The organism is Candidatus Marithrix sp. Canyon 246, assembly GCF_001723685.1.
Classification (GTDB): domain Bacteria; phylum Pseudomonadota; class Gammaproteobacteria; order Beggiatoales; family Beggiatoaceae; genus Marithrix.
In genome coordinates this window covers 275678-291223 of sequence record NZ_MCBX01000038.1, presented here as the reverse complement: position 1 = coordinate 291223, position 15546 = coordinate 275678, and the positions used below count along the sequence as shown (strand labels likewise).

The window sequence follows — 15546 nt, the reverse complement described above, 5'->3', positions numbered from 1 at the left end:
ACACCTCAATGTTAATTAGTATATATTATAGGTTATTTTTGTTTAAATGCAAAATATTTGAGCTTTTGACTATAAAACTATATTCTGTTATAATTATATTCTTTTTTACTAAAGGAGAATGCTTTTTAATGGAAAGTAAAAGGAATGCAGTTTTTATGACTGTATTATTAGGTGTTATGAGTGCGACTTGCTATTATTTACTCTATCATTTTAATGAACAAATTTTGGAATGGTCAAAACAAGGTGGATGGTATTTTATGGTACCTGTAAGTATTGCCTTTCTGTTTTCGATAGTACATGGTGGCTTTACTGGCCATTTTTGGGACTTATTAGGCGTTAAAGCAAAAACAACAAAAAAATCATAGGATTGTAACTTAAATGGAAATTAGTTTTATTAATCTAGAATTATCTAACGTACTTTTCCTCTTCTTTGTCGGTTTTGTCGGCGGCTTGGTAAGTGGATTTATCGGTTCAGGTGGTGCTTTTGTTTTAACTCCTGCTATGATGAGCATGGGTGTGCCGGCTATTATGGCGGTTGCTAGTAATATGTGTCATAAATTCCCTAAAGCTTTGATAGGTTCAATGAAACGAGCCAAATATGGACAAGTTGATGTTAAACTTGGTATTGTTTTAGGAATTTCTGCTGAAGCTGGAGTACTTTATGGTGCGACGATACAAACCCAAATTAAAGAAACTTTTGGGGATGTTGGATCAAATCTTTACGTCTCTATGGTTTTTGTAGTGGTATTAGCTGTAGTTGGTGGTTATGTTCTCCGTGACGCTATAAAAATTTACAAATCTGGTAGTACGGATGGTACTGCAAAAACCACTAAACTAGCACTTTGGGTACAATCTGTCAATATTCCGGGCACTATGATGTATTTTCCCAGTATTGGGGCAAAAGTATCAGTATTATTCACGATTCCGATTGGCTTTTTGACTGGAATGTTAGCTGCTACTATTGCTGTTGGCGGATTTATCGGAGTGCCAGCTATGATGTACGTCTTAGGTGTACCTGCTTTAATGGCATCAGCAACAGAATTAGTAATCGCATTTATAATGGGAATGGGCGGTACAATCAAATATGCTATAGCGGGTTATGTTGATATTCGTTTAGCAATGGTTATCCTAGCCGGTTCACTATTTGGTATTCAATTGGGCGCAATTGGAACTACCTATGTCAAAGATTACACAGTTAAAATCGTCATGGGCGTAATTATGATGTTGGTTTTAGTTAGTCGTGGTTTGATGGTACCAGTTTATCTCTCCAAAATGGGATATTTGGAAGAATGGTGGGGTATGGGTACTTTGAGTGAAAATACCATACAGTTTTTAGATAAGACTAGTTATGTTATGTTGATTTTTGCTTTGGGTGTTGGGGCAGTTATTATCCTTTACGCGCTCATTAGTGGCTACATGAAACATAATAAAGAACAAGCGGCTGCTAATTAATATAAACTATTATCAGACCTGTCAGGTTTTGAAAACCTGACAGGTCTTTAGACTACTATTCTATAACAATTTCCCCTTCAACAATATTAGATCTCAAAATAGCTGAATTTAGATCTTGCAAGTCTAAAGTCGCACCACTGTGAGTATAAACAGCACGAAAGATATATTTTCCTTCTTCAATATCAGCTGGTATTGTAAAGTTTAATAAATGATGTCGTCTTTTTGTTATTGCTACTGATGTTTGCCAAGCTTTTGCTTGTTGGTTAATTTTCCATGTTTGATCTTTTGAAGGTGTTAAAAATAATAAATCTGTTCCTTTTGATAAAGTTAGCCAAATATCTATTGGATAACTTCTGGCAGTTTTTTCTATTAAATCCAGTTTCAAGTTGTCTCCTATAGAATAACTAGGTTTTAAACCTTTAAGCTTAATTGTAGTTAATTGTATTTTACCTAATTTTAGCACCTCTAATCTACGCATAACTTGTGCAACGATTTCACGAAACATTTCTTGTTTTAACATTTCAGATTCCACTCCTGCTGCCAAAACTGCGGTTTCATCAAAACGATAATCACGTAATATACTGAGTCGTCTTTTTTCTAGTAATACCGTATCGTCTGGGCGACGAACTTCCATATCTACATGGAAATTTAATTCAAACTCAGCTATTTTACCGGTTGTAGATGAAATAGTTATCATACGTTCATCTACACCTTGATTACGTAAATAGACTATAGCTTGTGCGCCATCTGCTGTCTTTAATATTTGTATTCCGCGCTCTTTTAACAGTTGCATGACTTTAACAGCAACAGCATCAGCAGATTCTGATTGTATATATATATATGAAAAATCTAAACCTTTAGCTCCACGTAAATGAAAGCCGCAACTGTTTAGATTGATTAATAATGTTAATATTACAATAATTCTCATATGTTTAAAACAAAAATAAGTCTCGTGATTGTGTTGAAACTTGAGCTTTTGCAGTTGCACGTATTTTGGTAAATACACTGTAGTCTTTATTAAAACCTTTATCTAATATTTTATATGATAATAAACTTACTGTAATAGTTTTACGCATTTGTTGTATTAACTTGGTTTTCTTGTTTTTAGAAATATTGGGAAATAACTTGGACCAACTGATGTTATCAATTAAACTATTAGTTGCTTTTACAACCGCTTGACGTTTAGATGCTAAAATTGATTGTTTTTGGCAATCTTTAATTGTCATTGTGGTTTTACAAGCAAATGTTTTCTGAACTTGTACTTGTTTTTTCCGTTCAATTTCTGATTTGAAAATTTTGAAACGCGCTGCTGCTAATTCTCTATGTAATACATCTAGTTTTCTAACATAGGGTCTCATTTTTTTGCGCTCTGTTCTGATTGCTGCTTTAGCCGCTGCAATGGATCTTTGATGTTTAGCTAATGTTTGTTGACTTTTATTATAGCTTCTTAAAGCTGTTTGATAAGAATTATAAGTTTGCTTTTGTTTTTTCGCTGATACTTTGACATCTATACTATGTGCTTGTTCAAATTTTTCACGCCTTGCTTTTAAAGCAGTTTGATTTTTAGAAGCATTAGTTTGTCTCGTTTGAGCTTGTTGCTGTAATTTATTCAGAGTTTTATTAACAGTACGTAGTTGATTTAACTTGCTATTACAACGCTTTTGTTCACGCTTATAAGCCTTACTGATTTTGTTAAAAGAGCGGGGATTATTAATCCATATTTTTGATAATGCAGATTGACACAACAATTCATTTGGAATTGATTTAAAAGCATCATGTAATTGTAATTGCCATAATTTCACGGCACGATCAGCACCACCAGCAGCTAACCATTTAGCATCAGGAGAAATGGCAATTGACCATAACCAATCATTATTATTACCACCAGATACTGTATGTTCTAATTGCCCATCTGCTATATTCCAAAATTTGACGCTATTATCAATACTGGTTGAAATTATCCATTCGCTATCAGGAGAAAATACTACAGAACTAACTCCATTTCTATGAGCTTTCAAACTTTTCAATAAACGATATGACTTAGTCTGCCAAATTTTAATAGTTTTATCTTTACTAGCAGTAGCTAATAATTTACCATCAGGCGAAAAAGCTACTGACCAAATTTCATCTTTATGTTTAGAAAGTGTATCTTCTAATTGTCCAGTTTTCAAATTCCATAATTTCACCATACCACCAATACCACCTGAAGCTAAAATGTGACTATTAGGCGAATAAGCTACAGTAGCAACTCCATCTTTATGCCCTGCTAAGATATGTTGTAATTTCTTAGTTTTGATATTCCATGTTTTAATGGTTTTATCTTTGCTGCCAGATGCTAACCAAGCAGAATCTGGAGAAAAACCAACAGACCAAACTGAACTAGGATGCGCTGCTAAACGATAATGAAATTTACCAGAAGCTAAATTCCAAACTCTAACAGTACGATCTGCACTACTAGATGCTAACCATTTATTATCAGGTGAAAAAGCAATGGCTCTAATTAGCTTTTTATGCCCCTTAAAATGATATTTTAATCTTCCAGATTTCAGATTCCAGACTTTAATAGTCTTATCCATACTACCAGTAGCTAACCAATGACCATTTGGAGAAAAAGCTACACTTAAAATTGGAGCTTTATGTCGCCACCATTTGTGAGCTTCAGTAATTTTCCATTCCGCTATAAGTGTGGAACTGTAAGTGAATCCAAGTAATAAACAAATTAAATATGGTTTTTTCATTTTAAATTTCTCCATCAGTGAAAAGCTTATATTATATCAAAACACGCTATAATTGGCGCATGATCTGAAGGGCGTTCTAAACTACGAGGTTTAGTATCGATGTTACAACTCTGACATTTGTTACTTAAAAGCTTACTAGCTAAAATTAAATCAATACGTACACCGCGATTACGAACAAACGCGCCCATCCGATAATCCCACCAACTGAAACTATCGGTTTGTTGTTCAAATAAACGAAAAGTATCATCTAAACCTAAATCTTCTAATGCTTGTAAAGCGGCACGTTCAGCTGGGCTAACTAATATCTTACCTTGCCAAGCTTTAGGATCATAAACATCCGCATCTTCAGGGGCAATATTAAAATCTCCTAATACAATTAACTCAGGAGATTTTTTAATGTTGTCACTAATATAATCATGTACTTTTGCTAACCAATCCAATTTATACTGATATTTATCAGATTCAAGATTTGCTCCATTAGGCACATATAAATTTAAAATTCTGAGTTTGCCAAAAGTTGCAGCAATTATACGCCGCTGTGAATCTTCTAAATTGGGAATATCCCTAATAACATCTTGAGCTGGTAAGCGGCTTAATAAAGCTACGCCGTTATAAGATTTTTGCCCAGCAAAAACTGCATGATAACCAGCCGCTTCTATAGCTGCAAGTGGAAATTGTTCATCAATAACTTTAGTTTCTTGTAAAGCAATAATATCTGGTTCAAATTTTTCTAACCAATCTAATAGATGTTGAAGACGAACACGTATAGAATTTACATTCCATGTTGCAATTTTTAATTGTGTGACATTTTTTTGAAACTTTAGACTTGTATCTGACATAACATGGTATTAAAAAAATAATTAACTAATTGATTTTATATTATAAATATTTTGAACATTTATTTTAAAGGAAGAATATGAATCATAATACAATTTTTATGCTCTTATTTGCCACTTCTATGATCTCTAGCCAATTACTTATGGCAGATGTGAGAAGCAATCTTGAAGTTGATATTAAAAATCATCATCAGGGTGATAATATTGCAACTGCTGAGAGTTATGGTAGTGGTAATGAAAACATTATGAGTGTTAAAGCTGGTAGTGTCAATATAAATCTGGATTCAAAATGCTGTACTGTTGGCAACGGAGTTAGATAAATGGGGGAAGAGAATGCAATGCGATTTGTGTAGCTTGTCGCCAAACTCATGGGCTTTGGAAAGCTGTTGATGTTAAAAAAATTGACAGTTTAAACCTGTTAATATGGCACTACTATTGCATTATATAAGCTACCATACAAACAACTACTCCTACCTAGTTTATATGTGATGGTTTGGTGCAATGAATGCTGGTCACATTTAGATGCACCTACTCTTTCTAACATGAATGTATGGCATAATAACTGCTTATATATTCAGTATCATAATTTACAAACTACACCTACCTAGTAATAAATTATGATTAGGTGCATTGGATGTTGGTCGCATTCAATGTTACCTTCATTTTTTCTTGACAGATTCCCGATTTAAGTTATAAAATAAAAAAACCTCGATTGCATTAATCGAGGTTTTTTTTTGGAAAAAATTATGCCAGTCAAAACTATTATAAATAAAGCTAAAGTACCTATAAAAATATATACGGAAGATATTGATTCAGGCGCGATTGATCAATTAACAGATATAGCTCAATTACCATTTATTCATAGCCATATTGCAGCAATGCCAGATGTACATCTTGGAATTGGAGCTACTGTAGGTTCTGTGATTCCAAGTAGGGGCGCAATTATTCCAGCGGCAGTCGGGGTTGATATTGGATGCGGAATGAATGCCCTCCGTCTTTCACTCAACGCCAATGATTTACCAGATAGTTTAAAAAAGACTAGGCTTGCAATTGAGGAAACTATTCCGGTTGGTTTTAACATGCACAAGTCAATAAAGGTTCAAAATTCAACTATTAAAAGTCTTAATAAAGGTTTAGATGCTATTGTTGATAAGCATCCTGCTATTTTTAAGATGTTAAGAAAACCTCATATCACATGGTCACAACAATTAGCAACTTTGGGTGGTGGAAATCATTTTATTGAGATTTGTTTGGATGAAAATCAAGCTGTTTGGGTAATGTTGCATTCTGGTAGTCGAGGTATTGGTAATGTAATTGGACGTTATTTCATTAATTTGGCAAAGAAGGATATGGAACAACATATTCGTCAATTGCCTCATCGCGATTTAGCCTATTTTACTGAAGGAGCTAAGCATTTTGATGATTATGTCGAAGCGGTGCATTGGGCGCAGGATTATGCTTTATCTAATCGACGTGAAATGATGCGCTTGATTCTTGAGAAATTACGTAAAGTTTTTCCACATTTTGAAATTACTAAAGAAGCAATTAATTGTCATCATAATTATGTTTCTGTTGAGGAACATTTTGGCGAACAAGTATATTTAACTCGTAAAGGTGCTATTAGTGCTAATGACGGCGAATTGGGTATTATTCCCGGCAGTATGGGCGCTAAATCTTATATCGTGCGCGGCAAAGGTAATGCAGAATCTTTTTGTTCTTGTTCACATGGAGCAGGGCGGAAAATGAGTCGTAGTGCTGCTAAGAAGCATTTTAATACTGAAGATGTCGAATTACAGACTGAGGGAGTTGAATGTCGTAAAGATAAAGGAGTTATTGATGAAATACCCAGTGCTTATAAATCTATAGATGAAGTCATGGCAAATCAAACTGATTTGGTAGAAGTTGTACATACTTTAAAACAAGTTGTATGCGTAAAAGGATAATTAATTATGTCTAAAAGAATAAACCCACTAGTTCGCGCTCCTATATTAAGAAAAGGCGGAGCGCATATTAAAAGTAAGTCAAGCGAACGTGCTAAGGCTAAAAAAGATGTAAAAAAAGCTTTGGATCAATGGAAAGTAAATTGATATAATATACACATAATAAAGTGGGAATAAGAGTTGCATTTTGATTCAAAAACAATTAATTAATAAAGATTAATAATATGAATCAAGAACTCAATCCCACAAATGGATATGTATATATCCCAGAAGGCAGTCAGATTCTGATTGTACGTGATGAAGAAGAAGATGAAAAAGTAGATAATAAAAAAGAGAAAAATAAAAAAATAGATATTTTATATTATTTAAAAAATTTAAAAAATTATATATTTCTAATTATTCTAATTACTATTCTAATAACAGTATTAGGAACTATTGCTAGTTCTTTTCAAAAAAAACCAGTACCGATATACCCAGCTACTGCTTATTTATTTATTGAAGGTAAAAAACCATCTAAAATAGTATCTTTAGAGGAGGCTATCTATGGGAAAGGGAATGCTGATAAACATTTTAAAACACAATTACAAATTTTAAAATATAGAAGTTTGTTAGAAAAGCTAGTTGATCAACTTAATTTAGTTTCTCATCCAATATATAAGAACAAGAAACGTAATAAAATTATTGACAGCATTAAAGAAATACTACATATTAAACCTGTAAGTCAAACTCAAATTGTAGCAATTAGTTTTGAATCTGCTGATCGAAAATTAGCCGCTGCTGTGCCTAATGCTTTAGCTAAAATTTATATTGAAAGTGATTTAGATGCTCAATTAGAAATTGCTAATCAAACTACCTCATGGTTGACTAATCGTTTAGAGAAACTGCGTAATCAATTACAGCAATCTGAACAACGCTTGCAAGCTTATATGGAGAGTGAAAATTTAGTTAATATTACTGGCATTAAAACTATTGCAAGTCAGCAAATTAATGCAACTGCTGGGCAATTAGGCAATGCGCGTAATACACTGAGAGAAGCAAAATATATTTATCGACAAGTACAACAACATCGTGGTAATAGAACTGATTTAGAATCATTACCAGTTATTCTTAAGAATTCTCGAATACAAGAATTTAAAAGTGCAGAATTAAAAGCTGAAAGAGAGTTAGCTAAGTTACAAGTTAATTTAACTAGTAGTTATAGTGCAAGACATCCTAAAGTAATTGCCGCTAGAGCAGTTTTACAAAAGGCTAAAAATAATACAACTAAACAAATAAAAATTGTACTAAATAGTATTCGTAAAGAATATGAAATGGCACTAGCTAATGTCAAAGCTCTGGAACATATCTTAAAGGAAAATGAAATAGTAATTCAAAATCTTAACCGTAAAGAATATCAAAAAAAGGCTTTAGAAAGAGAAATAGCAGTTAATCGTAATCTCTATGAATTATTTTTAACACGTTTGAAAGAAAATAATGTTGCACAAGAAGTCAAACAGCTTTCTATGGTGGGGCGATTGGTTGAACCCGCATTAGTTCCAGCAAAAGCTAATCCAGTCTTATTGAATAAATATATATTTATTATTGGAAGTTTTGTCTTAGGATTATTAATTTCAATTGGGATAGCATTTTTATTAGCATTTATAAATAAAACTATCGCTAATGCAGAAGATGTTAAGCAAAAATTAAAATTACCTTGCTTAGGAACTTTACCAAAATTAAAATTCAGCAGAAAAAATAAATTTAATGCTAGATCAATGTTTTTAAAGGAACCTAATGCGCCATTTTCTAATGCAATTCGCATTATTCGCACTGAATTAATGTTATCAGATCAACAGAATCAAAATAATATAATCTTGATTACATCTTCATTACCAGAAGATGGCAAAACAACAGTGGCATTAAATCAAGCTTTTGCTTTTGGGCAAATAGATAAAACATTATTAATAGAAGCTAATATTCGGCAACCTACAGTAGCTCAAACATTAGGTTTAAATCCTAAATCTCCGGGATTATTTGAGTTATTTACTAAGGAACGTAAATGGGAAGAATGTATTTATCAAATCAATGAAGTGCCTCAACTTGATATAATTTTAGGCGGGCAAATTCCTTTTAATCCATTAGAATTATTCTCATCAAAATGGTTTAGTGAATTATTACAAGCAGTAACACCAGAATATAAATATATTATTATTCATAGCCCAACAGTGGCATTTACAGAAACTATAGTCTTAGCCAAACTAGCAACAAAAATCGTATTTGTGGTAAAAGCAAAAGCCAATCATTCAACTATGGTATTAGATAATATTAAACGTTTAGAAAAAGTTAATACAAAAATAGCAGGCATTATATTAAATAATTAGGAAATAAAAAAAATGAAAAAAATTGGAATTATAGGATTAGGTTATGTTGGATTACCTTTAGCAATTGAGTTTGGAAAATATTATTCTACAATAGGCTTTGATCTTAAAACTAAACGTATAGAAGAATTAAAATCAGGAAAAGATGCTACTTTGGAGGTGTCAGCAGAAGAATTTAAACAAGCTAAATATATAAGTTATACAGATAATTTAAACGATTTATCAGAATGCAATTTTTATATTATAACAGTTCCAACACCATTAGATAGTCATAAATGCCCTGATTTAACCTTGTTAGAAAACGCTAGTAAAATGATAGGTAAGCTTTTAAATAAATCTGATATTGTAGTATATGAATCTACTGTGTATCCCGGAGCTACTGAAGAAGTTTGCGTACCGATTTTAGAATATGAATCTAATTTAAAATTTAATCAGGATTTTTTTGTAGGTTATAGCCCAGAACGTATTAATCCGGGTGATCATACTCATCGTTTAACTAATATTGTTAAAGTAACTTCAGGCTCCACTCCTGAAGCTGCCAAGATTATAGATGAAACTTATAAGAGTATTATTGCGGCTGGTACTCATCAAGCTAGTAGCATTCGTGTAGCAGAAGCGGCTAAAGTAATTGAAAATACACAACGCGATGTGAACATTGCTTTAATAAATGAACTTGCAATGATTTTTCACCGTTTAGATATTGATACTTTAGAAGTTTTAGAAGCCGCTGGTTCTAAATGGAATTTTCTACCATTTCGCCCGGGTTTAGTTGGTGGGCATTGTATAGGTATTGATCCTTATTATTTAACTCAAAAAGCTAAGGATGTTGGTTATAACCCTGAAATGATATTAGCAGGGCGTAGAATTAATGATGATATGGGTTTTTATATCGCTTCTGCTGTGATCAAGCGTATGATCAAAAAAAGCATTCATGTTATAGGTGCTAATATTTTAGTAATGGGGCTAACTTTCAAAGAAAATTGCCCTGATCTTCGTAATACTCGCGTCATAGACATTATCCAAGAATTAGAAAGCTATGGAGCCAAGATAGATGTCTATGATCCTTGGGTAGATATGGAAGAAGCACAAGAAATGTATAAGATAAATATGGTGCAACAACCAGAAAAATATAAATATGATACGGTGATATTAGCAGTATCACATAAGCAATTCATTGAAATGGGTGTAGAGGCGATTCAAGCTCTGACAAAAACTAATGGGGTTATTTATGATATAAAATCTATTTTACCAACTGATATTGTTGATGAGAGATTGTAAAACGCTTTGCATTTCCTGAAGGGCAAAATAATGATGTAATGCGCCCTGATATGAGCTTATTAATCCATTCCTTCACAACCAAGTTATTATGAGGTTCAGCTACATGCTCAAATACCGCCTTGGAATTTATTCCTAGACAGTGTGTGCTCGATTGTTTTAATTATTTAATAAAACAACATTCTAGCAAACCAGCTTTTGATATTAGAATGCTAATAAAATAACAGCAATCAATTGGACAATAATTTGCTATAGTAGTACAGTAATAAACGACCAACAGGTAAATTATTATGAAGCAATTTGAAAATCGTGAAGTTCGTCTTTTTAATAAAGGAAACAAAATGAACTATCACATCTACAAACAAAGGTCAAAAAATCAAAACTGTAGTTATTATTGAAATTAAACATGAAAAAAGATATAATGTCCGTACTACTTCAGATAAATTAACAAATGAACAAAGAACTTTTTATCAATGGATTCAAGCATAGAATCAAAGAAAAATTTAATTTAACAGAAGCTTCTGCCTTTGAAATCCTTGTACTTGCTGCTTTTCTTGATTTAAGCTTTGATGAAGTTATGGCATATATTAGTACATTAATTAATGGTAAAGGTAGTAATGATGCTGGGATGGATGGAATTTATATTTGTTTATGATAATAGCTCTTCACTTCCTTTAAATCAAAAAGTCGCCACTGCATTAGAACGATATAAATCCATAGTCTCATCAGGAAAAATATTAGAAACTAATCTTTATTTTATTTTCGCTGGCGAAAAATCAGAACAGAATAGTCACATAATTCAAAGACATTTAGATTCCAATGAATATTTAGAAAAATAGATAGTTTAGTCTATCAGCATCGAAAAAGAAAAACAGTCAAATTTAGTTTTATGGCTGATAGATCTAATATATCTTTAAAAAAAGATCCTCAATCTATTATTTCATTTCAAATACAAAATATAAAAGCTGTAAATTTTAGACTTTCAGCTCTTAATTTGTGCAAATTACTTGATAATGAAAAAAACGTGAACAAAAGAGTGGATACAGTTTTTAATGAAAATGTCAGAGGATATTTAAGGTATAACAAAACCAATAAAAATATTCTTTCTACCTTAGAGAGTGATTATTCTGAATACTTTCCATTTCTAAATAACGGAATTACAATTATTGCAGATCAAGTAAAACTCCCACAAGAAATGCAAGCTGGATACTATCCAATTGAAACAGTAAATCCAGTAATTGTAAATGGATTACAAACGACTAGCGTTATATATGATGTCTATCAAAAAGATCCATCTAAACTGGATGGTGTTTATGTTTTAGCCAGATTGTACGAAACCAATGATAAAGAAATAGTAGATAAAATCACAGATGCAACTAATACTCAGTCACCTATCAATTTTCGAGATAAAATTAGCAATAGAAATTTTAATATCTATGCAAAAACTATTTTTGAATCAAATGAAATCGGCTATTTAATAAAACGAGGTGATACATTTGAGAATCATTTAAGTCAAATGCTCAAAGAATCAGTACATAGTGATACAGTTCTAAAATTTTGGTATGCAACTTTTAATGAACATCCAGAAGTTGCAAAAAATTCAAAATCTACAATTTTAGAAGAAATTTATGAAGCTACAGCCGATAAAAATCATAAATTGCATCATTTATTTTCTGGGGAAAAAGATTCACCAATATATCAACAGTTAATGGAAGCATATAAAATATATAAATTTGTTATAGATAAGCGAAACAGTGCAAAATATAATAACGATTTAATTTTATACGCAGATGAACTAATAAGTTATGGCATATACAAACTGAATGATGATTATGAAAAATCATATCAGAAAATTTATGATACACTGATTAAGCTAACAGAAAAAGAAAAAAAACTGTTTACAGAAAAAGGCATAACCTATTCACACAATAGCTATTTTAAATCAGGCAAATCTAAATATGATTTAAATAATGAATTGGGTATTATTGAAGTGCATTCATAGCCTAAATTGTTCTAATAAAGTTTTATGATGCGTAATTTATTTTTACAATAAAGACAAAGAGTTCTGGCGCGTTTAGTCGCCTTTATATTTAGCTTTACAAAATGCCTTAGTTAGCCGTGGTGGTTTATTGAGTTTTTTCCATGATTACTATGACCATGCAGAACATCCCAATACAGTAACAGTCCGCGATAATTTAGAAGATTGTCGAGCAGAAACAAATAAATAACAATATTGTTAATAAAGGAAAAAAACAAAATGAACTATCACATCTACAAACAAAGGTCAAAAAATCAAAACTGTAGTTATTATTGAGATTAAACATGAAATCTTTAAAACAACAAACTATATTAGACTTAGTTGCAAAATATGCAACTCCTTTATACGTATATGATATTAATATCATTAAAACTAAATATGAGTTATTAAAGCAGTATATTCCTAAACAATTTAAAATATTTTACGCTCTTAAAGCTAATCCTAATCCAAGTGTTTGTGCATTTATTCATTCGCTAGGTGCTGGTGCTGAAATTGCGTCATCTGGTGAACTTTGTATCGCTTTGAAATCTGGCTTTTTAGGCTCGGAAATTATTTATAATGGTCCGGGTAAAACTGATGATGATATAGCTTATGCTATTGAAAATAAAATTCATTTGTTAAATGTTGAATCAATGGATGAGCTTTATAGAATCAATACTATTGCTGAGCAAGCACAGTGTTTAATGAAAATTTGTGTCAGAATTAATCCTTTATGTGGTGCGGCGCAGGCTAAAATGCACACTGGTGGGGATTCGCAAAAATTTGGAGTTGATGAGGAAAAAGTAGATGGGCTGATTGAGGCGGCATTAAAGTTAGATTGGGTTACATTATCTGGTATTCATATCTATGTAGGTTCACAGATTTTAAGTCATAAGGTATTATTGACTAGTATAGAAAATACTTTAAATATTGCCTGTAAACTTGCTAAGCAATATCAGTTAAAGCTGGAAACAATTAATTTAGGTGGTGGTTTAGGTGTACCATATACTGATTCTGAACAAGAATTTAATGTAGAAGAATTTGGTTCAGGCTTAGCAGAGTTAATTGCTAAAATTTCAAACTGTTATGATTTATCAGAAACAGAATTGATTTTAGAACCGGGTAGATTTTTAGTTTCAGATGCTGGTATTTTGCTGACAAAAGTTCTAAGCGTCAAAGAATCACGTGGAAAAAAATATGCGATTGTAGATAGTGGCATCAATCACGCCTTTTTGCCATTTAGAATGAATAAAAAATATTCAACTGTGATTGCGAATAAAATTGATCAACCAATTGATAGTAAGGTAATTATAGGTGGAGCTTTATGTACCAGTATGGACGTATTCACCACCGAAGTAGAATTACCTCATATAGAGCCAAATGATATTATTTGTATATTCAATGCGGGAGCTTATGGATTTTCAGCAAGTTTATTATACTTTTTAAGTGCGCCTATGCCTGCTGAGGTAATTATTGATAATGATGGGCAAGATATTTTAGTCAGGCGTAGAGGCAGAAAAGAAGATTTTCTTTTGGGAACGGATTTTTAAGTTATAAGACATTATAAGCTTTAATAGTTTCAACGACTTCCTGATCTGTAGCTAAAGATAAAAGGTGTAATTGTCGCTGTTGAAAGAATTTTTCTAAGTCAGAATGTTGTTGTTCAAATTGTTGCTGATATTTTGCTGCTACTTCTTTGGAATTACTATTTATTATTCCATATTGTTGACCATTGGTTATATCATAAGTTCCCGCTGGTGGCAGATTTTTTTCCATTTGGTCATAGATAAATAATCCCATTATATAATTATTACGTGCTAATTTTATTAAGTGTTTTTCTGCTTGCTTGTCCATTGATTGAAAATCACTAATAATAAAAATTAAGCTGCCCGGATGAGTAACTCGTCGTAATTGCACTAAAGCATTAGTTAAATTATATTTATTATCATTAGAGATTGAAATAGGTTGAACTAAAGCATTTAATAACCGTAATACTCCATGCCTTCCACCTTGTGGGCGTAATTGATAAGATTTATCAGCTGAAAATACTAATCCACCAACTCTATCACCCTGTTCAGTAGCAGCCCATGCTAATAAGGCTGCCGCTTTGGCAGCAATGACAGATTTAAATGTCTTGCGTGTACCAAAAAACATACTAGAACTATAATCTACTAAGATAAAAATCGGACGTTCTCGTTCTTCAGTAAATATTTTAGTATGGGTTTTTTTTAAACGAGCTGTTACTCGCCAATCTATAGCCCGTACATCGTCGCCGGGAAAATAGCGACGTGTTTCTAAAAAGTCCATTCCATGCCCACGGAAGCTTGAATGATGAGAACCACCCATGATTGCCATAGCCTTTTTACGACTTGACAAATTTAAGGATCGCGCTTGCCATTTTAATTGTATTAATTCTTCCAGAGAAACTTTCATATTTAGATTATATCATCAATACTTTTTTTATGTTAAAATAAACTAAGTATTTATGCAAACAAAAGGAATAGATTTGTACCAATTATTGAGAGACTGTAACATAGATTTTTCTATGTTCAGCCCTTTTCAAAAAATTTTATTGATAGCTGATGGTACTTTAACAAACATATTATAAATTTTTTTTAAATGAACCTATAGCTGTTGTTAAATTGTCGGAGAAAATAGTCATCATTACCGAAGATATTCAGCCTTTAGAAATCAAAGCAGGCACTGAAGTGCTGGAAAGACAAATACTACTTCAAGACAAAACTAGCCAAAATTGTCAATTATGCTCAGGAACCAGCTGGAGATTTGTCCGATTATTTTGAAATTAAAAGACAGTTAAGCGGCTATGCCATAAAATATCAGGAATTTTTTCATTAGCTAAATTGAGCGTATGTAAAACTAATGCAGCGGCATCATCTATGGCATTATCAACCCTAATGGTATTATACAAAA

16 protein-coding genes are annotated in these 15546 nt (G+C 32.1%); 11 read left to right on the top strand and 5 right to left on the bottom strand.

Going from position 1 to position 15546, the window contains the following annotated elements; translation table 11 throughout:
• The first annotated feature begins 128 nt into the window (after positions 1-128).
• Both BHU68_RS14065 and BHU68_RS14060 read left to right on the top strand, forming a co-directional pair.
• Positions 129-365, top strand: a complete 237-nt coding sequence (locus BHU68_RS14065; RefSeq protein WP_069472634.1) for a hypothetical protein — start codon at positions 129-131, stop codon at positions 363-365.
• Between the two features lie 13 nt (positions 366-378).
• A complete protein-coding gene (locus BHU68_RS14060; RefSeq protein ID WP_069472635.1) occupies positions 379-1452 on the top strand; it encodes a sulfite exporter TauE/SafE family protein in 1074 nt (357 codons plus the stop codon).
• A gap of 55 nt (positions 1453-1507) precedes the next feature.
• On the opposite strand, the gene BHU68_RS14055 is transcribed toward BHU68_RS14060, so the two are convergent.
• From BHU68_RS14055 to xth, 3 genes are read right to left on the bottom strand one after another with little or no spacing between them, the layout of a single operon-like run.
• Complete coding sequence (locus BHU68_RS14055) at positions 1508-2380, bottom strand: LPS-assembly lipoprotein LptE (protein ID WP_069472636.1); 873 nt, start codon at positions 2378-2380, stop codon at positions 1508-1510.
• Between the two features lie 4 nt (positions 2381-2384).
• Positions 2385-4190 (bottom strand): WD40 repeat domain-containing protein, encoded by a 1806-nt coding sequence (locus BHU68_RS14050; protein ID WP_069472637.1) that lies wholly within the window; start codon positions 4188-4190, stop codon positions 2385-2387.
• A gap of 26 nt (positions 4191-4216) precedes the next feature.
• Complete coding sequence (xth, locus tag BHU68_RS14045; protein WP_069472638.1) at positions 4217-5029, bottom strand: exodeoxyribonuclease III; 813 nt, start codon at positions 5027-5029, stop codon at positions 4217-4219.
• Positions 5030-5106: 77 nt separating this feature from the next.
• Here xth and BHU68_RS14040 point away from each other — a divergent pair, with 77 nt between their 5' ends.
• The 9 genes from BHU68_RS14040 (at position 5107) to lysA (ending at position 14165) form a co-directional block, all read left to right on the top strand.
• Positions 5107-5346 (top strand): hypothetical protein, encoded by a 240-nt coding sequence (locus BHU68_RS14040; RefSeq protein WP_069472639.1) that lies wholly within the window; start codon positions 5107-5109, stop codon positions 5344-5346.
• 426 nt (positions 5347-5772) lie between these two features.
• A complete protein-coding gene (locus BHU68_RS14035; RefSeq protein WP_069472640.1) occupies positions 5773-6969 on the top strand; it encodes an RtcB family protein in 1197 nt (398 codons plus the stop codon).
• A gap of 6 nt (positions 6970-6975) precedes the next feature.
• On the top strand, positions 6976-7113 hold the full coding sequence (locus tag BHU68_RS17410; protein ID WP_171899540.1) for a hypothetical protein: 138 nt from the start codon (positions 6976-6978) through the stop codon (positions 7111-7113).
• Positions 7114-7190: 77 nt separating this feature from the next.
• Positions 7191-9326, top strand: coding sequence for a GumC family protein (locus BHU68_RS14030; RefSeq protein ID WP_069472641.1), 2136 nt, complete (start codon positions 7191-7193; stop codon positions 9324-9326).
• 12 nt (positions 9327-9338) lie between these two features.
• A complete protein-coding gene (gene tviB / locus BHU68_RS14025) occupies positions 9339-10601 on the top strand; it encodes a Vi polysaccharide biosynthesis UDP-N-acetylglucosamine C-6 dehydrogenase TviB (RefSeq protein WP_069472642.1) in 1263 nt (420 codons plus the stop codon).
• A 448-nt stretch (positions 10602-11049) separates the two neighbouring features.
• On the top strand, positions 11050-11253 hold the full coding sequence (locus BHU68_RS14020) for a hypothetical protein (RefSeq protein ID WP_069472643.1): 204 nt from the start codon (positions 11050-11052) through the stop codon (positions 11251-11253).
• The gene (locus BHU68_RS14015; protein ID WP_069472644.1) at positions 11231-11437 is read left to right on the top strand and encodes a hypothetical protein; all 207 of its coding nucleotides are present in this window, start codon (positions 11231-11233) and stop codon (positions 11435-11437) included. The genes BHU68_RS14020 and BHU68_RS14015 overlap by 23 nt, the downstream gene beginning before the upstream one ends.
• 185 nt (positions 11438-11622) lie before the next feature.
• Complete coding sequence (locus BHU68_RS14010) at positions 11623-12600, top strand: AIPR family protein (protein WP_171899595.1); 978 nt, start codon at positions 11623-11625, stop codon at positions 12598-12600.
• 320 nt (positions 12601-12920) lie between these two features.
• Positions 12921-14165 (top strand): diaminopimelate decarboxylase, encoded by a 1245-nt coding sequence (lysA, locus tag BHU68_RS14005; RefSeq protein WP_069472646.1) that lies wholly within the window; start codon positions 12921-12923, stop codon positions 14163-14165.
• Between the two features lies 1 nt (position 14166).
• On the opposite strand, the gene BHU68_RS14000 is transcribed toward lysA, so the two are convergent.
• Positions 14167-15048 (bottom strand): DUF58 domain-containing protein, encoded by an 882-nt coding sequence (locus BHU68_RS14000; RefSeq protein WP_069472647.1) that lies wholly within the window; start codon positions 15046-15048, stop codon positions 14167-14169.
• Positions 15049-15418: 370 nt separating this feature from the next.
• The gene (locus BHU68_RS18115) at positions 15419-15544 is read right to left on the bottom strand and encodes a hypothetical protein (RefSeq protein ID WP_256359138.1); all 126 of its coding nucleotides are present in this window, start codon (positions 15542-15544) and stop codon (positions 15419-15421) included.
• Positions 15545-15546 lie beyond the last annotated feature (2 nt).